This window comes from Aurantibacter sp. (assembly GCF_039941195.1).
GTDB lineage: Bacteria > Bacteroidota > Bacteroidia > Flavobacteriales > Flavobacteriaceae > Aurantibacter_A.
Genome location: NZ_JBDVFA010000007.1, coordinates 1 through 22238, shown reverse-complemented (window position 1 = coordinate 22238; position 22238 = coordinate 1). Strand labels below are relative to the sequence as shown.

At 30.3% G+C, this 22238-nt stretch carries 18 protein-coding genes; 14 read left to right on the top strand and 4 right to left on the bottom strand.

Annotated features, from left to right (window positions below):
- The first annotated feature begins 169 nt into the window (after positions 1 to 169).
- The 7 genes from ABJF52_RS00660 (at position 170) to ABJF52_RS00630 (ending at position 9093) form a co-directional block, all read left to right on the top strand.
- The gene (locus ABJF52_RS00660) at positions 170 to 1861 is read left to right on the top strand and encodes an Ig-like domain-containing protein (protein WP_348144796.1); all 1692 of its coding nucleotides are present in this window, start codon (positions 170 to 172) and stop codon (positions 1859 to 1861) included.
- An 86-nt stretch (positions 1862 to 1947) separates the two neighbouring features.
- Positions 1948 to 2487 carry a serine acetyltransferase gene (locus ABJF52_RS00655; protein WP_348144793.1) on the top strand — a complete coding sequence of 180 codons (540 nt, stop codon included), beginning with the start codon at positions 1948 to 1950 and terminating at the stop codon, positions 2485 to 2487.
- A gap of 29 nt (positions 2488 to 2516) precedes the next feature.
- Entirely contained in the window at positions 2517 to 3986 is a 1470-nt protein-coding gene (locus ABJF52_RS00650; protein ID WP_348144791.1) for a sialate O-acetylesterase, read from the top strand.
- A 236-nt stretch (positions 3987 to 4222) separates the two neighbouring features.
- Positions 4223 to 5560: a lipid II flippase MurJ gene (locus tag ABJF52_RS00645; protein ID WP_348144789.1), complete on the top strand. Its 1338-nt coding sequence runs from the start codon at positions 4223 to 4225 to the stop codon at positions 5558 to 5560.
- Positions 5557 to 6642, top strand: a complete 1086-nt coding sequence (locus ABJF52_RS00640) for a glycosyltransferase family 4 protein (protein WP_348144787.1) — start codon at positions 5557 to 5559, stop codon at positions 6640 to 6642. Before ABJF52_RS00645 ends, ABJF52_RS00640 begins: the two co-directional genes overlap by 4 nt.
- Positions 6639 to 7823, top strand: a complete 1185-nt coding sequence (locus ABJF52_RS00635) for a hypothetical protein (protein ID WP_348144785.1) — start codon at positions 6639 to 6641, stop codon at positions 7821 to 7823. Before ABJF52_RS00640 ends, ABJF52_RS00635 begins: the two co-directional genes overlap by 4 nt.
- Positions 7824 to 8010: 187 nt before the next feature.
- Positions 8011 to 9093 carry a glycosyltransferase family 4 protein gene (locus ABJF52_RS00630; protein WP_348144783.1) on the top strand — a complete coding sequence of 361 codons (1083 nt, stop codon included), beginning with the start codon at positions 8011 to 8013 and terminating at the stop codon, positions 9091 to 9093.
- A 71-nt stretch (positions 9094 to 9164) separates the two neighbouring features.
- Here the strand turns inward: ABJF52_RS00630 and ABJF52_RS00625 are convergent, their stop codons facing one another.
- Positions 9165 to 10301 (bottom strand): glycosyltransferase family 4 protein, encoded by a 1137-nt coding sequence (locus ABJF52_RS00625; RefSeq protein WP_348144781.1) that lies wholly within the window; start codon positions 10299 to 10301, stop codon positions 9165 to 9167.
- 426 nt (positions 10302 to 10727) lie between these two features.
- Between ABJF52_RS00625 and ABJF52_RS00620 the strand changes: the two genes are divergently transcribed.
- Positions 10728 to 12461 (top strand): hypothetical protein, encoded by a 1734-nt coding sequence (locus ABJF52_RS00620; protein ID WP_348144779.1) that lies wholly within the window; start codon positions 10728 to 10730, stop codon positions 12459 to 12461.
- Between the two features lie 100 nt (positions 12462 to 12561).
- Here the strand turns inward: ABJF52_RS00620 and ABJF52_RS00615 are convergent, their stop codons facing one another.
- From ABJF52_RS00615 to ABJF52_RS00605, 3 genes are all read right to left on the bottom strand, one after another.
- Positions 12562 to 13656, bottom strand: coding sequence for a glycosyltransferase (locus ABJF52_RS00615; protein WP_348144777.1), 1095 nt, complete (start codon positions 13654 to 13656; stop codon positions 12562 to 12564).
- 274 nt (positions 13657 to 13930) lie between these two features.
- Complete coding sequence (locus ABJF52_RS00610; protein ID WP_348144775.1) at positions 13931 to 14848, bottom strand: ATP-grasp fold amidoligase family protein; 918 nt, start codon at positions 14846 to 14848, stop codon at positions 13931 to 13933.
- Positions 14849 to 14859: 11 nt separating this feature from the next.
- The gene (locus ABJF52_RS00605; protein ID WP_348144773.1) at positions 14860 to 15972 is read right to left on the bottom strand and encodes a sugar-transfer associated ATP-grasp domain-containing protein; all 1113 of its coding nucleotides are present in this window, start codon (positions 15970 to 15972) and stop codon (positions 14860 to 14862) included.
- A 553-nt stretch (positions 15973 to 16525) separates the two neighbouring features.
- On the opposite strand from ABJF52_RS00605, the gene gmd reads away from it, so the two are divergent.
- The 6 genes from gmd to ABJF52_RS00575 all read left to right on the top strand — a co-directional run bounded on the left by gmd (position 16526) and on the right by ABJF52_RS00575 (position 22077).
- A complete protein-coding gene (gene gmd / locus ABJF52_RS00600; protein ID WP_348144771.1) occupies positions 16526 to 17641 on the top strand; it encodes a GDP-mannose 4,6-dehydratase in 1116 nt (371 codons plus the stop codon).
- 2 nt (positions 17642 to 17643) lie between these two features.
- Positions 17644 to 18735, top strand: coding sequence for a GDP-L-fucose synthase (locus ABJF52_RS00595; protein ID WP_348144769.1), 1092 nt, complete (start codon positions 17644 to 17646; stop codon positions 18733 to 18735).
- Positions 18736 to 18763: 28 nt separating this feature from the next.
- Entirely contained in the window at positions 18764 to 19366 is a 603-nt protein-coding gene (locus ABJF52_RS00590; protein WP_348144766.1) for a sugar transferase, read from the top strand.
- An 83-nt stretch (positions 19367 to 19449) separates the two neighbouring features.
- Positions 19450 to 20472, top strand: coding sequence for a glycosyltransferase (locus tag ABJF52_RS00585; RefSeq protein ID WP_348144764.1), 1023 nt, complete (start codon positions 19450 to 19452; stop codon positions 20470 to 20472).
- Positions 20469 to 21437, top strand: coding sequence for an ATP-grasp domain-containing protein (locus ABJF52_RS00580; protein WP_348144762.1), 969 nt, complete (start codon positions 20469 to 20471; stop codon positions 21435 to 21437). Before ABJF52_RS00585 ends, ABJF52_RS00580 begins: the two co-directional genes overlap by 4 nt.
- Positions 21421 to 22077 carry an HAD family hydrolase gene (locus ABJF52_RS00575; protein WP_348144759.1) on the top strand — a complete coding sequence of 219 codons (657 nt, stop codon included), beginning with the start codon at positions 21421 to 21423 and terminating at the stop codon, positions 22075 to 22077. The genes ABJF52_RS00580 and ABJF52_RS00575 overlap by 17 nt, the downstream gene beginning before the upstream one ends.
- The last annotated feature ends 161 nt before the right edge of the window (positions 22078 to 22238 follow it).

Genomic DNA, 22238 nt, shown 5'->3' with positions numbered 1-22238 from the left:
ATAAAATGTGTAGTTCGTCGAATAATTGAACCGTTAAACGTCTACACCACGTATTTTCGCGTAAAAACAAAGTATCTGATACAATCATGATTTAACCTATGATTTTTTTTAATTACGAGCCCAAAATCGAGACCCAAATTTATAGTATTAAAATTAAGCCTACCTACTTATGAAATTTCAATTGTCAGGATTTAAAAGTCCATTAATTTCCGTACTATCCATAATTTTTCTCACTTCCTGTAATAAAGATTCTGATATACTTACAGATTATGTCGTATCTAACATTGAATCTGATTACGCATTATCGAATCTTTTAGTAAGTGATAATTATTTATTAACCAACAACAATGAACCTATTATTTTAGATGTACTTAACAACGATTTAATTAATAGTATAGACGAAGTGAAAATTATTGAAACTACGCAACCAGAAAATGGCATAGTAACAATAAATGAAAACAACACTTTAACCTACACGCCGAATGAAAATAATTCTGATTCTCAAATAGATGATACGAATGAAGAAGAAACTTTTAATTACACGGTAGAAGTTGAGGAAGATGGAATTGTAAAAAATGAAGAAGGAAAAGTGATTATTTCCGTTGATTACGATTATGGACAATTGAAAGCTTTCCCGACAGCCGAGGGTTTCGGAAAAAACACAACTGGTGGTCGCGGTGGACGAATCATTGAAGTTACCAATCTAAACGATAGTGGAAGTGGTAGTCTTAGAAATGCCTTAGAAGCTGAAGGCAAAAGGATTATTATCTTCAAGGTAGGAGGTACAATTGAATGTAAGTCTTATTTATCTATATTAAATGGTAATGGTAATGTAACCATAGCTGGACAAACAGCTCCAGGAGGTGGTATTACTATAAAGGGAGCTGAATTGCGTATACAGGCTTCAAATGTAATAGTTAGATATGTAAGAATTCGAGCAGGTAACGAAACGACGGGAACTAATGAAGATGGATTACGAATAATAGCATATAGTGGCACAAAAACTAGTGATGTAATAATTGATCATTGTAGTATTTCTTGGGGTAAAGACGAGAATGTTGAAATTGGCGGAATTAGCGATGGAAGTCGTGTTGAAAATGTAACTATTCAAAATAGTATAATTAGTGAAAATATTGGAAAACAGTACGGATTAATTCTATGGAATAGAGCGACCAATATATCAATAATTAAAAATTTGTTTGCACATAATAAAGAAAGAAATATTAGATCGTCAACTTGTACATCAACTTTTGAAATGATTAATAATGTCGTGTACGGATTTAGAGCGGGTACTCTAGCAACTTATGAAAATCAATTCGACATTATTGGAAACACTTATAAATCGAGTAATAGTCTTACACCTGAAAATATAATTGATGTTGTCGCTTCATTAAATAATTGCCCAAATGGGATTATTAACTATACAAAAGCATTTGTAAATGACAATATTTATAACGGTAATGACGCACCAATTGGATCGACATTAAAATCATATCTAAAGAATTCCCCAACAACTAGCTCAGGCTCTTCAGTTATGGATGTAAATGAAATTGAAGATTTTGTCTTAAATAAAGTAGGTACAAGTTTACCACTAAGAGATGCCGTAGACAATCGAATAATTAACGATGTTAAGACTGGTAGTGGTAATTTAATATCTAACGTTTCTAATGTTGGTGGTTATCCAAATATATCTAATGGAGAAGCGTATGAAGATGAAGATAAAGATGGAATAGACGATGCTTGGGAGCTTGCTGTTGGCTTGAACCCGACAAACTCTTCAGATGCTAAACTAGACCACAATAGCGATGGTTATTCTAACTTAGACGCTTTCTTGGAATATTTAACACAAAGTGAAAATTAAACTTTAATGCAATTTAATAGCTAAATTGAATGTTTACTTATATTGTAGGACTCTATACAATTTTTGGATGATAAACCTATAAATATATGAAAAGGACTATAAAAAAAGATTTATTCAGATATAATGGCCAAACTTCTATTAGAAAGGGATTGAAAATAGATGGATTTAAATATACTTACTATTTAAGAATGTCGTCTGCTTCTAAACGAATCTCTTTTAAAGGTGCTTATTATAGATTCATTTTAAAAAAATTGAGGTATAAGTATAGTATTCAAATTCCGATAAAAACAGATATCGGAGAAGGGTTATTTATTGGACATTTTGGTATGATTGTTATTAATGAAAGAGCTAAAATTGGTAAAAACTGTAACATTGCACATTCTGTAACTATTGGTCAAACAAATAGAGGAAAGCGCAAAGGTTGTCCGACAATTGGCAATAAAGTATGGATTGGTACCGGTTCAGTAATCGTAGGGAATATAAGTATTGGATCAAATGTTTTAATAGCTCCTAACACATATATAAATTCAAATATTCCTGATAATTCAATTGTTACAGGAAACCCATTTGTAGTAATACCACGAGAAAATGCAACAGAAGATTATATAAATTTCTTTATAGATTAAATAATCTTAACTTAAAATGCCATTAACATATGATTTCAATCTTTAAATCATTACAACCAATTAGACCTATTAACATTATAAGTCTTTTTGTTGGTATTTTTATGTTATCCCTTATCAGTTCGTGCTCAAGAGATTATGACGTCTTAGAAAATGCTATTCTCACTAATTCAAATAATGAACTGATAGTTTCTGAAACGGATCAATTAGAAATTAATATGTTTAAATTCTCACCAATAGATGATGCATATATTGATAATGGAAAGGTAATAAACGACACACTTATACGTATTGAACCTATAAATGGAAGAGGGTATTTAATGTTTGATTTAAGTAGGATAGATGGTCTTATAGAGAAGGCGTATATTGAATTAAAATTATCAAATAATATCGATGAGGCTGAAATTACAGTATCTAAGAGTAATGCTAACAATTGGACTGAAGAAACACTTACCTCTAGTAACGCACCGGAAATTGATACTATTTTGGGTAAAGTATATTGGAATGATAATTCCGAGCTCATAAAATCATTAAACATTACAGCCTCAAATTTACTCATAGGAAAAAATTCACTTATTCTTTCAACAGAAAAAGACAACACACAAGTTATTTCTTCTAAAGAACATAAAAATGAAATTGGTGCCTCCTTAATAGTATATTATCAAGGAGAACTGACAGATATAAAAGAAGAAGAAGTTGTAGAAGAAGAGGAAGAAGTTGTAGTAGAGGAAGAAGAAACTACCTCATCTGAAAATGAAATTGTTGAGAATGAAAATAATAATGGATACGATATAATTTTAATAGCTGGTCAATCCAATACCCATGGTGGGAGAGGGTATAATTCCATCTTGGATGCATCAGACGAGAGTATAAAACAATTAGGACGTAGTAACTCTGAAAATTATAATATTATAGATGGAGTAGAACCTTTAGATCATTACACTAAAAGTACTGGTAAAATAGGATTTGGACTAACATTTGCTAAATTATATAAGTCTCAACAAGATATTGCAAAAAAAATATTAATTATTCCTTGTGGTAAGAATAGCACCAGTTTTAAAGATAATAATTGGAACAAAGGTGATGAATTGTATGAAGATGCAGTTGAGCGGGTAAAATATATTATTAATAATTATCCAGGTAGTAGTTTAAAAACAATCTTATGGCATCAAGGTGAAAATGATGTTTATAATGATAACTACCAAAAAGATATTGATATATTTATAAATAATATTCGTCAAGATTTAAACTCACCAAGTGTTCCCTTTATTTTAGGAGGTATGGTTCCATATTGGGTAGAACAAGATCAAACAAGAATTGAACAACAACAAATAATTCAAAATACTCCTAATAGAATTTCAAATACCGGATATGCAGACCCTTCTTTACCTACCGTTATAAACAAAGCTGTCAATACTGATGATGAAATACATTTTGATGCAGAAGGACAAAGAGAAATGGGAAAAAGATATTTTGAAAATTATCTTCAAATAATAAATTGATTTTAAGTCTTACTTCTTTTTTTCAAAATTTCGAGAATTTTTTTCTATTATTTTAGATTTTACCTTGTATTAATTCTATAAAGCCTATACTTTGCTTGGAAATACTATAGTGAATTAAAACACTATTTTTAATTGATGTTCGTTTATAATTTGAAAATAGTGCTCACTAAATGTATTCACCTTTCATATCTTTAAATTTTGATAAATAAAATTAAATTAAAATACACTTGGAACTTATGAGAAAATTAAGTTCGGGTATAAAAAGTATCCTTGCGAAACCATTATTTGCCAATATGGTTTTAGTTGCTGGGATTACATTATTGGTTAAAGGTTTATCATTTTATAAAGAAACACTTGTAGTCTCAACCTTTGGTCTTTCTGAGCAATTGGATACATTTTTTATTGCTTTTTTAATTCCCAGCTTTGTGCAAAATGTTTTCGTTGGTGCTTTGAAACAACTTTTCATTCCTAATTATATCATTGAATTAAAAAAAGGCGAAAATACTGGGGAGTTTCAATCAATTAGCTTTTTAATAATTATAGCAATCGTACTTGGCCTATCTTTATTGAGTTTTATCTTTGTCAATTACTTTTTAGAATATGTCTTTCCAAATCATTCTGAAGCATATTACAATCTTATAAAAATTCAGTTTTACGTAATTTTACCTGCACTAATTTTTTGGAGTATGGGGTCAATAATTAGTGGCTTATTAGAAATTGGAAATAAATTTTTAATTAGTTCTATTAGTCCTATCTTTATGGCCTTATCTACAATATTTTGTCTGTTCTTTCTTAATGATTTCTTACAAGAAAGAGTCTTGGCTTTTGGCATACTCTTCGGATCAATAATTAGCTTCGTTTTCTTATTATATTTCACTTTAAAGAATAAATTATTATTATTAAAAAAACCAAAGATTAATAATAATATTAAAAATATGATTAATCAGTTACCTCCAAAAATCACCTCGGGGCTTCTTACGGGAATAAACCCATTCGTTGATCAATTTTTCGCTGCCCAATTAGTGGTAGGATCGATTGCATCAATCAATTATGGTGTAAAGGTTCCACAATTTGTTATTGGGATTTTAATGTTAGCCATAGGCAATGTTTTTTTACCACATTTCTCAAAACTAGTTGTAGAAGACATAAATAAAGCTTACCAACAATTATTTAAAATTTTAAAGCTGATATTTGTTAGTAGTGCAATCTTGGCTATAATAGTTTCCCTTTTATCAGAGAATATTATAAGTCTTCTTTTTGAAAGAAATGAATTTACTCATGACGATACCGTAATCGTTTCAAAAATTCAACAAATTGTTCTAGTATATGTTCCATTTTTTTTGTGCACAATGGTCATGGTTAATTTTTTGACTAGTATAAATAAAATTAGGTTTATGGCTTATGTTTCTTTATGGAACTTTATTGCAAATCTTATTTTAAATTACTTTTTAATTCAAAAATATGGCGTTTATGGCCTAGTATTAAGTACAACTGTTGTATATGTTATAAGTAGTTTAATCTACTTTAAATTCACTAAAAAACATTTTAATAATCTTAAATCTATTAAACTTTGACTATAAATTTTATTATTGGTGAATTAAGTGGAGGTGGTGCACAACGTGTTATGGTTATTTTAGCAAATGAATTTGCTAAGAAGGGCCATGATATATCTATAATTACATTAAATGAGATAGAAGGTGGAGATGCCTACAATTTAAACAAGTCTATAAAAAGAATTAGACTACATGGTGGTAATATTAAAAATCACAAATTAAGATGGTTATCAAATCTCATAAAACATTTTATGAAAACAAAGAATAGACCTGATGTAATTATTTCTTTTCTTTCATTAATAAATATGGTAGCCATAATTTCGGCTAAAATTTATAATATTAAAATAATTGCATCAGAACATAATAATCATTTACAAGCCACAGAACCTAAATTTTTAACTAATTTTACTTGGAAATATATTTATAGAAAAGCAACTCAGATTACTGTTTTAACCGCTTTTGATGTTGAATTTTATGAAAAATATAAGGCCAATGTAATGATAATGCCCAACCCTTGTACATTTACACCAAACAGGAATGCATTAATTGTTGAAAAATCAAATGTAATTTTAGCTGTCGGAAATTTAAACCGTTATCATCATAAAGGTTTTGATAATTTAATTCCTTTAATTGCTCCTCTTCTAAAAGGAAATCCAGACTGGAAGTTGAAAATTTTAGGAGGTGGTGATAAAGGAGAAGCTTATTTAAATGAACTTATTGTTAAAGAAGGTTTAACCAATCAAATAATTTTAGCCGGTTTTCAGTCAAATGTGAGTGAACATATGTTAGATGCATCTATCTTTATTTTACCATCGCGGTTTGAGGGATTACCAATGGTACTTTTGGAAGCAATGTCTCAAGGAATGGCATGTATATCATATGATTGTAAAACTGGACCTTCTGATATTATACATAATAGAATAAACGGAGTCCTGGTTGAGGATCAAAATTCAAAACAAATGCAAAAAGAATTGAAAATTCTTATTGAAAATCAAGAATTGAGAAAGACATTATCAAACAATGCTATTAATTCATTAGAAAGATTTTCTTTAGAAACCATATCTAATAAATGGAAGATATTACTCAATAATGTACATTCATGAGATTTATTGTTAATTTATTATTTTATTACCCATTAGTTGCCAACCTACTTAATGTCCAAGCATTTATTTCTAAATTTATTTCTCCAGCAATAGCACAACTTTTTGCGTACACCAATATGGCACTGCTTTTAGTTGGAATAGCTGTTTTAATTAAAAAATCTCAAAAATTCACACCTATTATAAAGTTATGGATAGCCTTTTATATTCTATATTACATGTTCGCTGTATTTGCTAATATAGGTTTAGGGACATCAATATCATTTTTAAACACACTCGTTTCAGTTGTATATTTCTTAGCTTTTGCCTTCTTATTAAGTGATTCAAAAGAAATTGTCATAACTTCGAAAGTACTAGCGGTATCCTTTTTTGCTAGTTGTATTCTTTTATTAGTATTAAAGTATTATAACTTCTCTCTTGACCATGATGGAGTATATGAGTACACCTTGGAACGGGCAGGTGGAGTTTATGGAGATGCTAATAACGCCTCCTTGGCTGCTGTTATGTCTTTTATATTTGTATATTATTGTTTGAAAGCTAACAGTAACTTAGAAAAGTTATTAAAGTTGTTTGCACTTGTAATCTCAGCATATGCAGTTTTTATAACTTTTTCAAAAACTGGCTTAGTTATTTTTTTATTAGTTTTAGGCCTTATATTTCATAAATTATTTGCTCCTAAAAAATTACTGCTTGCATTAATTTTTGTTCCCATATTAATTTATACTGCATTCAGCTGGGCAGAGTCCACAGATAGTTTATCTGAACCACAAAAAGAAAGAGTAAAAACAATTGCCAATATATTTACGCTAAATACTAAGGAAGTTGGATTGTCTGATCGAGATGTTTTATTTCAAAATATGATGTTGCATGTTTATGAAAGGCCAATTTTAGGAAATGGAATTGATTTTTCGAATTTAATACGAGGGCATAATACAATTTTTGGCGTTTGGGCAGATGCAGGAATACTAGTATTTTTACTGTTCCTTTATATCTTGATAGTATATTTCAAAAAGTCATTTGATTCAAAATATGAGATGCGATTTTTTGCACTTTCAATTCTAACCACTTTATTCATTTTCATGATGACTTTACAAACAGTTAGAAATCAAGGTTATTTAATGGTTGTATTCGTAATGCTTGGTTACCTTTTGTATCAAAAAAAGCCTTTTGTTAACAATAAATAATGATTGTACATTTTTTATAGTGAACTTCTTCAAAAGACAATTTATTTTAAATAATCTTTCAACAATATAATTGCAGTTCAACGGTTATTAATAACAATTATCGATATTTAATTTATAGAAAAGAAAGAATATTAAGGTTTGGTATTATTTATTAAGGGTAACATTAAATTAAATTTATAATTTACTAATGAAAGTTGATATTTTAATTAATAAAATGAGCGGTGGTGGTGCTGAACGGGTGGTTAGTATTATTTCTGATTATCTCGTAAATAAAGGTCACAACATTCGTATTATCACTTTTACAGGTAGTGATAGTTATGAACTCAACAAGGCTATTGAACGAGTTAAATTACATGAACATCCCCTATTCCACTCCGTAGTTTTTCATGGCTTTTTTAAATTAATATCATTTTACAAAAAAAAAGAAAATAGACCTGATATTATAAGTTCACATATAGATTTACTAGGATATATGACTATTCCCGTAGCCAAACTACTTGGAATAAAAATTATTGTTTCTGAACATATGAATCATAGTACAAGAAATGATCTCTCCAGAAAAATATTATGGAATTTGATATATCCATTTGCTAATGCAGTTACCGTTTTAACTGAATATGATATTGATTTTTTTAAAAGCAAAGGACTTAATGTAATCCTTATGCCTAACCCTTGTTCATTCGAGACTAGAAGTAATACAGATACTAGCGTAGACACCAAAAAAGAAATTATAACAATTGGAGATTTAAATAGATACCATCATAAAGGATTTGATAACCTTATAACTATTGCTGAAAAAGTATTGACTAAGAACCCGGAATGGACTTTGAAAATTGTTGGGGGTGGTGATACTGGAATTGCTCATTTGAAAAACCTTGCTAATAACACAACTGTTAAGGACCAAATAATATTTACTGGATTCAGAAAAGATATAAAAGAATTACTTATAGATAGTGAAATTTATGTCTTATCATCAAGGTTTGAAGGCTTGCCTATGACTTTATTAGAAGCAATGTCACAAGGTTCTTGCTGTATTGCGTTTAACTGTGTTTCAGGGCCTTCAGATGTGATTACCAATGAATTAAATGGCTTACTAATTGAAGATCAAAATTTAGAAGCAATGGCAAATGGTTTAAATCGATTAATTAACAACCCTGAATTACGACAAAAATTTAAGCAGAATGCACCTGAAGCATTAAATAAATTTTCTATAGAAAATGTCGGTAATAAATGGATTTCACTTTTTAATGAAATAGTGAAGAACGATTAGATATATATGATTATATATATTCCACTTAAATTGAAAGGTCAATAATTCTATAGAAATTAAATATACTTTATTTACGTTTCAATAATCTTAAGTAACTCCCTATTAATAATATTGACGTCAAACTTTACTTCCGCCAATTTTCTACTTTCAATAGACATCTTATTTATTACTTTTGGATTATCTAAAAATTTCTTTAAAGCTTTTACAAGATTCTCTTCGTCTTTTGGCGGGATTAAAAATCCGTTTACATTTTCAATTACCGTTTCTTTACAACCAGGAGTGTTCGTTGTAATTACTGGCAATCCTGTTGATAAAGCTTCTAAAATAGATCTAGGCACCCCTTCACGATAATATGTAGGAAGTACAAAAACGTCCATTTGCGATATTAATTCAGGCACATTATGTGTTACACCATGATATATTATTATTCCTTGTGTATTCAAATCATTTAATTCACTTTTAGATATTGCTGAACTATTGTTCCCAGGTACACCTCCTATAATGTGAAATTCTGCCTTAGGGTATGCGGATTTTAATTGTTTAGCGGCATTCATAAAGTATTGAAATCCCTTTTCTTTCAATAGTCTGCCAACAATAACAAATTTAACACCATCTTGATTACTTTTTGTCTTTGGCGTAAATGAAAAACGATCAAGATTAATTCCCGAACCATTTACTACATGTAATGATTGATTGTTAGTAACTATTTTATTATCAAGAAATAGTTGAAGATCATCTTTATTTTGAAAAACTATTGCTTTATTCTTTTTAAGTGCTCTTCTATATAGAATCTGCGTTATCAATTGCAATAATTGCGCCTTGAAAGTAACTTTACTAAAGGTAAACCCTAAACCTGTTATTAATGAAACGACAGGAATATTTATTTTTTTTGCAGCAAAAGAACCATAGATGACGGGTTTAATGGTGTAAGGGAATAGTAAATCAATTTTGTGTTTTTCAAGTATATTTTTAAGTTCGTCAATACTTCTATAATCTTTAAGTGGGTTAACCCCTGTTCTTTGTAAGTTAAAAGAAACAGGCGTGCCTCCTAAGTCCTTCACATCTTGTAGGCTAATTTCATCGAAATCAGGGCCTCCACAATACACCTCATAATTATTTGCAATAAAATGTTTAATAAGGTCGCCTCTAAAATTTTTTAGAGAATGTGAAGCGGAACATAAGAGTAGTATTTTTTTTGGCTGATTCATTCTTTGTATTAATGTTAACCTTTTTAGTTTCGAATCAATTAAGTAATATATGATTGACTAGGTATAATCCTATATATGTGAAACTCTATCTTTTAAAGATTATTTCAATATTCAGTTATAAATAAAGTATTTTATTTAAAGAATTATACAAAGCTATGATTAATGAAAGAACATTATATTATATGTAAGTAATTATACTTGCATGTACTTTTCAACTAATGTATGCGTTAATAAACGAATTTCATACCATAGATTCTAAATAATTAATATTTTTAATTATATTTTTTACTTCCCCTAGTTATTTAAAGAAGGCTTGTAAGTAGCAATTATGTTTAGCTGTTGCAAGCATTTCTGGTTATTTAAATGAATTTTAATAATAATAGAATTACATTAAAATATCATTTTTACTAAAAAAGCGAATACAATATGGCTAAAGCAATTTTTGCATGTTACAAAAAATCACAATTTATTGATTTTGAAAAATTTGGACTAATGGTGTCAAAAGAACTTGCACCGGACAACGCAGCAGTTTCAGATCCTTATATAAGTTATGATGATAAGACATTTACACTTATTTATAATCCTTCATCAACTTTAAAAACCGAAGGTCATAGTTTTCGACTTGGTTTGTGTAAAGACAAGGATGATTTATTTGTGCCAGGTACAGCGCTGCCAAAAGGTAGTTTTGCACTTTTTAGAGTAACGCCGGATGAAGTTGAAATTGCCACTGATTATGCCTCGTCAAGAACGATGTGGTATTATGAAGATGAAAATGTATTTATGGCTTCAACTTCGCAAAGGTTAATTATTTCTTTATTAGGTGATTTTCAATTTAATGAAAAAGCATGTGGTTGGTTTTTAAGTTCAGGAACTTTAGGGCCAGGTCATTCATGGGATAAGCGGCTTAAAATGGTTTTACCTAGAACTGCTATTAGTGTAGATAGAAAAGCTTGGAAGGTATCTTTAAAGCATAATGATAATTATAACTTTGAAGATGGAACTAGTAATATTAAAACTGCTGAAGAATATAAAATTCAGTTAGAGAATGATGTAACATCTGCAGTTGAAGAATTAAATATAGATCCTTCTGAATGGACATTAGCGCTATCAGGTGGGATGGACAGTAGAGGAATTCTTCATCATTTAAAAGATGAAAAATTAAAAGCCGTTACATGGGGTTTAAAAAAGTCAATGAATTATAGTGATAGTGATGCAACTATTGGTAAAAAGTTGGCGGCAATTTGTTCAATGGATCATCATTATGCTGAAATGGATTATCAAGAAGATAGTTTCCCAATTTTAATTGATAGATTTCTAAAAGCTAGTGAAGGTAGAATAGATCACTTAGCAGCTTATTTTGATGCTTTAAATCTATGGGGAGATTTATCTGCTTCAGGAAGAGGTGTAATTAGAGGTTATGATGCTTTCGGACGGAAGCCGCCTGTTACAAATGAATACCAAGTACGACGTACTTGTAATCTTTCCATATCTAATTTTGACGATGTAGAAGGTTTACCTCAGAAATATTACATTACAAGAGACGATATTCCTGAACGTCTACGTCAAAAAGAAGGTGAAAATTTAGGGGATTGGAGAGATAGGTTGTGGTTACAACATAGAACTCCGGTTACTACAGCTTCACTGGAAGATATTAAATTAGCTTATGTGGAGGTTATTAATCCATTATTGTCGGAACAAGTTGTTCGAACGGTGCAAAACTTGCCATTGGAATTACGAAATAACAAAAAAGTTTGGTTTAATATAGTTAATGAAACTTTTCCAGGAGTTCCCTTTGCAAATCGCGAAGCAGTTCAAGAAGTTCATCAAATACTTATGCTTGATGATGTTACAAAGTATATATGTAAAAGTTTAGAATCAATGAAAGAGAATGAAATCTTTCCTCCCGAATATATTGAATTTTTAGTCGAAAATTATACTAAAAATGAGACAAAGGAAGATTTAAGAAGAAGAGTAAGAAGACTAGTGAAGGCCTATTTACCTAAAAGTCTTGAAAATTTTGTTAGAGCTAATATTGGTATCGATCCAATGAGTGTTCATTGGTTGGCTACAAGATCGTTAATGGCAATTAAGATTAATGAAATGTATAATTCAAATGCTCGTGTATTGTCAAGTGTTGAAAATGTACAAAGTCTAGCTTAAAAGCTATTATAATACTATTTTTTTGAAAAATTATTGTTTAACACAACTATCATCAATTCACATTTTTATAATAATAAAATATTAAAGGTCAGCAAATAACTTATATAGAAATAAGTATTTGATTTATAAAAGAGTTTAAAGTCCGAACTTCCAAGTATTGCTTAAATAGAATTTTATTCTTATCGTTGTCCGCATTAAGTGCTTTGGTGATTGTATTTCTCAGCCCACCCACATCCTTAGGTGCACATGTATAAATGCCGGGTATCTCATCAATGCCTCCTGCACTTAAAGTTGAAACAACCGAATTATTTTGAGACATCATTTGCAATAACACATTAGGAAACCCTTCAATACGTGACGAAAGCACACAGGCTTTTGCTTCTTTAAAATAACTATAAACATTATTTACGTACCCAGGCATTATAACAGAATTTTCCATTCCTAAATCTTTTGCTTTTTTAGTCAACATCTCCCTATCGGCACCCTCACCTAAAATTACAAGGTGAAGCTCAGGGAAATCGATTCTAACCAATTTAAAAGCCTCTAATAATAAATCAAATCCTTTGGCAGGAGCAAGTCTACCTGCTGCAACAATAAAAGATTTTTTTTGTAGTTCTTCACTTAATTCTCCAGACTTTTTACATATATCATCAAAATTGAAAGGATTGGGAATAGTTTTTAAATTGAGCTTTTGACTAAGTTTAGGCAATGATTTTTCTAATTGTGCTTTCATATAGCGTGTCTGACAAATAACCATTGAAGACCCTTTATAGCCCAATTTATAAAAAAGGGAATAAAATTTTAATTTATAACCACTTAGTAAATCAAAAATAGAATTAGATTCTCTGAGGATAACTTTACCAGATTCAATTATCCCTAAGCGCTTAGAAAATCCTAACATACCATTTATAATCGTTTGAGATGAGAATGTATAATCGATGTGAATCTTATTAAACATTAAATAAAATGGAAGAATTAGCACTCCAACAACATATGAATTGAAAGGCAAATAAATTACATTCATTTTATTTTCTAAAGATGCCCAACCTAAACTTTCCTTGCGAGTCAAAATAATGACTGTGCAATCATTTTGTTTTTCATATAAATAGGTAGCTACACTTTTTACAATATGTTCAGAGCCTTGAACACTATCCGTTGGTAAAACAAAAAGCCATTTCTTAGAACCAGTACCCATTGGTGAGGATTATTAATTATATGAAAAAATTAAAACCGCTAAAGTAAATTTTATCTATGAGATATAGCTTAAAAACCAGTAATTAAATAATCTAAGAACAATATAAAGAGTGATTAATTACTTTTATAATTAAAGTTATATTGCAAATTGCAAATCATTACATTTTTTGGAACCAAATACAGAACATATAGAATTTAACTAATTATAATTCACAAAGTATTAAAGAATCAATGTATAAATTCTTAAGTGTTGATAAAATTGCTATTTTCAAATATTAATTCAATCCTAATTCAGTTAACTCAAGCATTTGCCCAAACTTGGCATCCCATTCTTTTGGAATGAATTTACCATTACCTGAATCAGAATGAAATGTTAATTCTCCGAAATATATTTTACTACGAACGACATATAAATCAACTCTGATATAAACAAATTTTTGGGCAATAGTCTCAGCAATCGAAATCATTTTTTCATATACAATCGGTTTTTCAGTTAAACCTCCATTTTTATATAACCATCTAACGGGCATTAAATTCCAATCTTTGTCATACAAATTTCTGGTATGATTGGTTTGGCGATCTGAATCAACTTGCGTAAATTTAAGCTTTCCATTGAAACAATGCATTTTAAAATCAGCGGGGATATCACCTTCCTCGGTAATTAGCAATCTTTCTCCTAAAATCATTGGTTTTATTGAGGCATATTGCCATTCTCCTTTGCCAAAAATTGAATAATTTAGATTTAATCTATTGGATAAAGAATTTCTCAATTTATCCCAATCAACCTTTGATTTATCCCAAACAAATTCACCTCCAGAACTATCATGATTAGTTTTTAAAATAAAAGGGAAATTTGGGAGTACTTCTGGCTGCACATCATTTAAGTTTTCAGAACTAAATACAAGTGGAATCAAATATTCTTCACCAATTACTTCTTTAATATAGTTCCTAACCGTATACTTATCAGCACATATTGGATGTAATGTAGTACGATTATTAATTTTTAACCATTGTATTTTCTCATTAAACGTAGTTGGATTTTTAAGGTTTAAGGAATATCCAAGCCTACGTTTAAATCTTTTCTTTAAACGAAATTTCTCAGGTAGGATTAAATTTCTAAATTTTAACATAGGATTTATTAAAGAACGAATCCAAGAATACTTTAAATAGGCATCTTTTAAAAAATTTCTCATATCAAAAGTCTTTAATTAGTATAATTTAACTGCTGTTTAAAATTTTGCGTAATTAACAATACTTCGTCTGTAAATTCTTTAAACAAAGGTCCTGTTACAGATTGAAAATCTATAGATTGACTAAATATATTGCTCTCTATTAAAATTGGGGTGTTAGAGGCATCAAGGGCTATATCCCAAGAAATCATTCTAAAGTATGGGACCTGTTGATGTAATTTGTTAACAGTTTCTATGACTTTTATATAATTAGGGATTTCAAAATTTTTGAGCACAGCACCACCTGGTGTAATTTTAATAGTCTTCTTCCAAGTGTCATATGCCCTCTCATCTAATGAGCCATTTTCATCTATAACACAATAATATCCGCCTTGCGAAACATTATCTATACTAACACCCTTACCTCCAAAACGAACTATGGAAAACAAAACATTCACACCAGAATTATTTAAATAAGTACAAATTCTAATAGTATTGAGAGAAGTCGGATTTAGACTTCTCATTTCTTCACTCTGATTTACAATCTCTTGTATAACAAATTCTTTATTATAAATATTTAATACTTTCTCAATCTTATTTTTTCTGATATTTATTAATTCAGAAGAACTAAAATCAAGTTTTTGAACATTCTTTCCACCGCTGGTATCTATTGTAGGTTTTATTATGATTGAATCGTATTGAGCAATTATTTCTACTGCTTGCTGTCGAGAAATTATTATATTGTTTTTTTGATAAAAACCATTAATATTTTTAATGATAGTATTTGGTTGGCTAACACCTTCAAATATTTTATCCAAAATATTCTTATCCTGTAGTTTAGAATAATCATATCTATTTAAGGCTACCTCTATATGTGAAAAAAACAAATCTTGGGGTATATAATTCTTTGAGTAATTGTTCTTATATCCACCATAGAATTGATGCCAAAAAAGCCTTATTCCTCCAAATCCATACGATTTAAAATAGTCTTTAATTTCTCTTTTATGTTCTTTTGAAAGCTTTGGCTGGGGATTTAATCGCAGTTCTTTTTTGATAAAAGCACCATGCTTAAGGTAGTTTGCTAGGATAACAAACTTATATTTTGTGCTATCAAACCAATTTTTAATTTTTCTAAATAATCTCCTCATTCTATATATAAATTAATACCAGTTAATACTAGTTAATTCTATATGTTGGAGGAAAACATATAATTTATTAATAACTAAAAATGTTTAAGGTTAACACAAACAATTTTAATTATCAATTTTAAGTTAAATCGCATTAATAAATACGAATTTGGTTAATTACAGTATATAAAATTAATAATAATGTTATAAACTAATTATCAAAAAACGTCTAAATCGCTATTATTATTGTTCAAATGCCTGGTCATTAATACTTCTACCTTACTGAATGCAATTATCAAACTATTAAAATAAAATCCAAAATATTATTGTCTGCTATGCTATCTGAGTATCAATCTTTCACCTAAAATTTGATAGTTGTTTTCTAAAAAATAATTCTGATACATAAATTCCACGATATTTAAATAAGCACTTCATCCACCATTTCCTACAATTATTCCAATATATTTTAAGGTTGCCATCTTAAACACGATATTTGCGGTCTCAAATCTACATTCAAATAGTTCTAGCCAATTGGCTATTTAAAATATCAAATTAACCCCCTTAAGTAAAATAAATGGAAAAGGTTGCACTAATAACGGGCGTAACGGGTCAAGATGGAGCTTATTTAAGCGAATTTTTATTAAAAAAAGGCTACCAAGTTCATGGTCTAAAAAGAAGATCTTCTTTATTCAATACGGATCGTATTGATCATTTGTATCAAGATCCTCACATAGAAAATCGAAATTTCATATTACACTACGGTGATATGACCGATAGTACCAATCTAATACGCTTAATTAAGGAAATTCAACCTGATGAAATATATAACCTGGCAGCAATGAGCCACGTGCATGTTTCATTCGAAATTCCCGAGTATACAGGAAATGCCGATGGTTTGGGTACTCTTAGGATTTTAGATGCAGTACGTTTATTAGGACTTACCGCGAAAACAAGAATATACCAAGCTTCAACATCAGAACTCTATGGTAAGGTACAGGAGGTTCCACAAAGTGAAACTACCCCCTTCTACCCTAGAAGTCCTTACGCTGTAGCTAAAATGTATGCATATTGGATTACTGTAAATTACCGCGAAGCATACAACATGTACGCATGTAATGGTATTCTTTTTAATCATGAATCACCAATTCGAGGCGAAACTTTTGTCACTCGTAAAATTACAAGAGCTACATCACGAATTGCACTTGGCCTTCAAGATAAATTTTACTTGGGAAATTTAGATGCACAAAGAGACTGGGGTCATGCAAAAGATTACGTTCGCATGATGTGGATGATATTACAAGCTGACGAGGCCGAAGATTGGGTAATTGCTACTGGAAAAACAACACCGGTTCGCGATTTCGTAAGAATGAGTTTTGACGAAGTAGGAATTGAATTAGAATTCAAAGGTGAAGGCGTTGATGAAAAAGCATTTGTAAAGGCTTGTAACAATCCAGAATTTCAAATAGAAATAGGAAAGGAAATTTTGGCCGTAGATCCAGCATATTTCAGACCAACCGAAGTTGAACTACTAATTGGTGACGCTTCAAAGGCAAACAACAAATTAGGATGGACACCAGAATATGAATTGAAAGACCTCGTCAGTGATATGATGGAAAGTGATATTAAACTGATGAAAAAAGACAGATACCTGCAACAAGGCGGTTACCGTACTTTAAATTACTTTGAATAGGAATGAATAAGGATTCTAAAATTTATATTGCGGGACACCGAGGGTTAGTAGGTAGTGCAATACTAAAAAACCTTAAGTCAAAGGGCTATTCTAACTTTATTACAAGAACGCATTCAGAGTTAGATTTAACAAATTCCGAGCAAGTTCGACTTTTCTTTAAAGAAGAACAGCCGGAATATGTTCTTTTGGCTGCAGCTAAAGTTGGTGGTATAGTTGCAAATAACACCTATAGAGCCGATTTTCTATATGATAACTTAATGATTCAAAACAATGTAATTCATCAAAGTTTTGTACACAATGTAAAAAAGCTACTTTTTCTAGGTAGCACCTGTATCTACCCAAAAAATTGTCCGCAACCGATGAAAGAAGATTACCTTCTTACAGATGTTCTGGAGTATACCAATGAACCGTATGCGATAGCAAAAATAGCTGGGATTAAAATGTGTGAGAGTTACAACTTACAATACAATACCAATTATATTTCGGTAATGCCCACTAATTTATATGGACCTAATGATAATTTTGATTTAGAAAAATCACACGTTCTTCCTGCACTAATACGAAAAGTTCATTTGGGTAAGGCCTTAGAAATTGATGATTGGAATGGTATTTCCGAAGACTTAAATAAAATGCCAATTGAAGGTATTTCTGGGAGTAGTTCGAAGAAGGATATACTTAACATACTGTCAAAATACGGAATTAACATTGCTGATGATGGCACGGTTACCGTTGAAATATGGGGTACAGGTAAACCAATGCGCGAGTTTTTATGGTCAGAAGATATGGCGGATGCATGTGTTTTCTTAATGGAAAACATTGATTTTAAAGATACTATCACCAATAAAACAAATGAAGTTAGAAATACACATTTAAATATTGGGACAGGTTCAGATATTTCAATTGCCGATTTAGCCGGAAATATAAAGTCTGTAATTGGGTTTAACGGAAATTTTATTTTCAATTCAGACAAGCCAGATGGTACTATGAAAAAATTGACGGATGTTAGTAAACTCAACAAATTAGGTTGGAAACATAAAATCAATTTACAAGAAGGTATTGCAACCGTATACGAATGGTATAAAAAACGAGTTTAATTTAAACTTGTAATACTAAATCATTAAAATGTATAAAGCGTTTTTTAAAAGATTACTTGATTTCTTTACTGCACTCTCCATTTTAATAATAGCGAGTCCGGTATTTATTTTAGCCTTTCTATTATTGACTATTGCCAATAAAGGCAAAGCATTTTTTGTTCAAGCTAGACCTGGCAAAAATGAAAAGGTCTTCAAAATAATCAAGTTTAAAACCATGACGGATGAAAAAGATGCGAATGGAGAGCTTTTAAGTGATGCTGAAAGACTTACAAGAGTAGGTAGTATCATAAGAAAAACTTCTTTGGACGAAATACCTCAGTTATTAAATGTATTAAAAGGGGATATGAGCTTAATTGGCCCGAGACCTTTACTTGTTCAGTATTTACCACTTTATAACGAAAAACAAAAAAGAAGGCATTTAGTTCGACCTGGAATTACAGGTTGGGCTCAAGTAAATGGTAGAAATGCCATTTCATGGGAAAAAAAGTTCGATTTAGACGTGTGGTACGTTGATAATTGTTCTTTTATTCTCGACATTAAAATTCTCTGGCTCACAGTTATGAAAGTCATCAAAAGTGATGATATTTCTTCGGCAACTAGTGCAACCATGGAGGCCTTTGAAGGAAATTAATTTAAACCTATATAAAGTTTCAAATATATTAAATTGATTTCCGTTACAATGAGAAGATTTTACCACAACCAATTGTTATCCGCATGAAACTCAGTTTTGTCATACCATGTTACAACATGGAAAAGTATTTACCTGAATGTTTAGATAGTCTTTTAGACCAAAATCTGAATACAGATGAATTTGAGGTAATTGTAGTTAATGATGAGTCTAAAGATAATACCTTAAACATAGCCAACGACTATGCTAATAAGCACCCTTGTATCAAAGTGTTGGACAAAAAAAACGGCGGTGTTGGTGCTGCAAGAAACTCTGGATTAGATCAAGCTATCGGAAAATACATATTCTTTCTTGATCCTGATGATTTTTTAGCGCAAAATGTTGTAGGTAAATTATTGGCTGTTATTGAAGCAAATGACCTTGATATACTTACATTTCATAGTCACGATTTTAAATTCGATGGACCAAAAACCTCCAGAAATTTAAATGATATTGATGCTAATGAATTGAATATTACTGATGGTATTACCTATATAGCTGAACGTAAATTTAAAAATGAAATTTGGTGGTTTTTAACAAATCGAGAATTTTTAATTGAAAGTGGCATACGTTTTATTGAAGGTAGATGGATGGAGGATGCTATTCTGGCAGCAGAACTTTTCTGTAAAGCAAAGAAAATGGCGCATTTCGATTTAGATGTGCACCGATATAGAATATTACCAAACTCAGCAATGCGTAATAAAAGTCGAGAACATTACAACAAAGTAATTTTCGACAATGCCAATGCTGCACACGTTTATAACGACCTTATAAAGACAATCCCTACAAGTCACGAAGAATCGAAACAGTGTATAAATAGACTTAGAACACGACAACAGTCTTTCGTTTTTTTCCTAATGGTCCGCTTAATGAAATCGGATATTTCTATTGATAAGATTCCGGAAATGTTAGTTGATTTTGAAAAAATAAATGCTTATCCTTTAGATAATTTCATTGGTGAAGATTATCACGGCTTAGAATATTCGTTTATGGTGTGGATATTTAATCATAAAAGTGCAATTAAACCGTTTATAAAAGTGTTTAGACCCCTTTATAGAATTATTAAATGAATATTTTAATTACTTCTGCCGGTAGGCGTGTTTCCTTATTAAGAGCTTTTCAAAAAGAGCTTAAAAAAATAAACCCCAAAAGTCAAGTATTTGCTTCAGATATGAATCCTAGTTTATCTGCAGCTTGTCAAACAGCTGATGCATATTTTGAAGTGCCACGCTTAAGCGACCCTACTTACATTGATGTATTAATTGATTTATGTAAGAAAAATGGAATTGGACTAATTATTCCAACTATTGATACGGAACTAGCCATTTTAGCAAAGAATAAAGAATTACTTGCCGCAAATAACATTCAGGCCGTAATTGCTTCAACTGATTTTATTGGTAAATGCAGAGATAAACGTGTAATTCACGATTTTTTTGAATCGAAAGGAATTGCAATTGCCAAAGAATATTCAAAAGATAATTTTGAATTGCCAATGTTTATTAAACCCTCAGATGGAAGCAGAAGTGTAGACACTTATTTAATTCGTTCTAAAGAAGAACTTACAGATTATCATTTTCAAAATGATAAACTTATGTTTTTAGAATATATCGATCATGATAAATTTGATGAGTTTACCTGCGATTTGTATTACGACAAAAAAGGTGACTTAAAATGCGTTGTCCCTAGAAAAAGAATTGTCGTACGCGACGGTGAAGTTAACACAGGCGTAACTGCTAGAAATGAGTTAGTAGATTACATTAAAGAACATCTTAGTACAATAGAAGGTGCAACAGGTTGCTTAACAGCTCAATTTTTTAAGCATCATACAGAACCTAAAATTTATGGGATTGAAATAAACCCAAGATTTGGTGGCGGTTACCCCCTATCCTACCTAGCTGGAGCAAATTATCCGAAATGGATTTTGGAAGAATATGTGTCCGATAAAGAAATTGAGGCCGATTTTGATTGTTGGGAAGATGATTTACTAATGATACGTTATGATGATGAAATTTTAGTACATGGCTATAAAGGTTGATGAAAACACGGTAATTGTCTTTGATTTAGACGATACGCTATATAATGAAATAGACTACCTTAAATCTGCATATTTAGCAATCGCTAAAAAGCTTGATTCTGACAATTGGCGAGAATTGTATGTTCGTATGTTTTCATTATATAGAAATAAAGAAAACGTATTTAATTTCCTTACCGAAAATTACGAGGTTTCCAAAGAACAACTTATCAATTGGTATAGAAACCACTACCCAAACATTAAATTATTTTCTGGTATTCTAAATTTTATGAATGCAATTAAAAAAAATAATGGTAAAATAGGCATTATTACCGATGGACGAGAAACTACTCAAAAATCAAAAATTGATGCGCTTGGAATAACTGAATTTATTGATGTCACTGTAATTTCCGAAGCAATTGGTAGTGAAAAACCCGCGCAGCAGAATTTCAAACGTGTCGAGAATGAATTTCCCAATTGTACGTATTACTATATCGCAGATAACCTTAAAAAAGACTTTGTTAGCCCAATTAAACTTGGTTGGCATTCAATTGGACTAGTAGATACTGGTCTAAATATTCATTATAATGCTGCTAATTTTATGGTTAATGAACATAAGCCAGAACAATTTATTTTTGATTTTAATGAAATAAATGTTGTCTAACTAGAACGACAGTATTATAATTCTATTTGGAAATCGCATTCGTTTCTGAGGAAAATCAGGAATATAGAATTAAAACTTACTTACCATAAAATCTGACCTCCTATTTACCAAATGCTCTTTTTCAGAACAATGTACTTCATCATCACAATTATTTAATAATT

Coding starts and splice junctions, on each gene's coding strand:
- ABJF52_RS00650 (WP_348144791.1), top strand. CDS start 2,517: ATGATTTCAATCTTTAAATCATTACAACCAATTAGACCTATTAACATT.
- gmd (WP_348144771.1), top strand. CDS start 16,526: ATGGAAAAGGTTGCACTAATAACGGGCGTAACGGGTCAAGATGGAGCT.
- ABJF52_RS00635 (WP_348144785.1), top strand. CDS start 6,639: ATGAGATTTATTGTTAATTTATTATTTTATTACCCATTAGTTGCCAAC.
- ABJF52_RS00595 (WP_348144769.1), top strand. CDS start 17,644: ATGAATAAGGATTCTAAAATTTATATTGCGGGACACCGAGGGTTAGTA.
- ABJF52_RS00585 (WP_348144764.1), top strand. CDS start 19,450: ATGAAACTCAGTTTTGTCATACCATGTTACAACATGGAAAAGTATTTA.
- ABJF52_RS00590 (WP_348144766.1), top strand. CDS start 18,764: ATGTATAAAGCGTTTTTTAAAAGATTACTTGATTTCTTTACTGCACTC.
- ABJF52_RS00610 (WP_348144775.1), bottom strand. CDS start 14,848: ATGAGAAATTTTTTAAAAGATGCCTATTTAAAGTATTCTTGGATTCGT.
- ABJF52_RS00630 (WP_348144783.1), top strand. CDS start 8,011: ATGAAAGTTGATATTTTAATTAATAAAATGAGCGGTGGTGGTGCTGAA.
- ABJF52_RS00615 (WP_348144777.1), bottom strand. CDS start 13,656: ATGGGTACTGGTTCTAAGAAATGGCTTTTTGTTTTACCAACGGATAGT.
- ABJF52_RS00580 (WP_348144762.1), top strand. CDS start 20,469: ATGAATATTTTAATTACTTCTGCCGGTAGGCGTGTTTCCTTATTAAGA.
- ABJF52_RS00645 (WP_348144789.1), top strand. CDS start 4,223: ATGAGAAAATTAAGTTCGGGTATAAAAAGTATCCTTGCGAAACCATTA.
- ABJF52_RS00625 (WP_348144781.1), bottom strand. CDS start 10,301: ATGAATCAGCCAAAAAAAATACTACTCTTATGTTCCGCTTCACATTCT.
- ABJF52_RS00620 (WP_348144779.1), top strand. CDS start 10,728: ATGGCTAAAGCAATTTTTGCATGTTACAAAAAATCACAATTTATTGAT.
- ABJF52_RS00575 (WP_348144759.1), top strand. CDS start 21,421: ATGGCTATAAAGGTTGATGAAAACACGGTAATTGTCTTTGATTTAGAC.
- ABJF52_RS00660 (WP_348144796.1), top strand. CDS start 170: ATGAAATTTCAATTGTCAGGATTTAAAAGTCCATTAATTTCCGTACTA.
- ABJF52_RS00655 (WP_348144793.1), top strand. CDS start 1,948: ATGAAAAGGACTATAAAAAAAGATTTATTCAGATATAATGGCCAAACT.
- ABJF52_RS00605 (WP_348144773.1), bottom strand. CDS start 15,972: ATGAGGAGATTATTTAGAAAAATTAAAAATTGGTTTGATAGCACAAAA.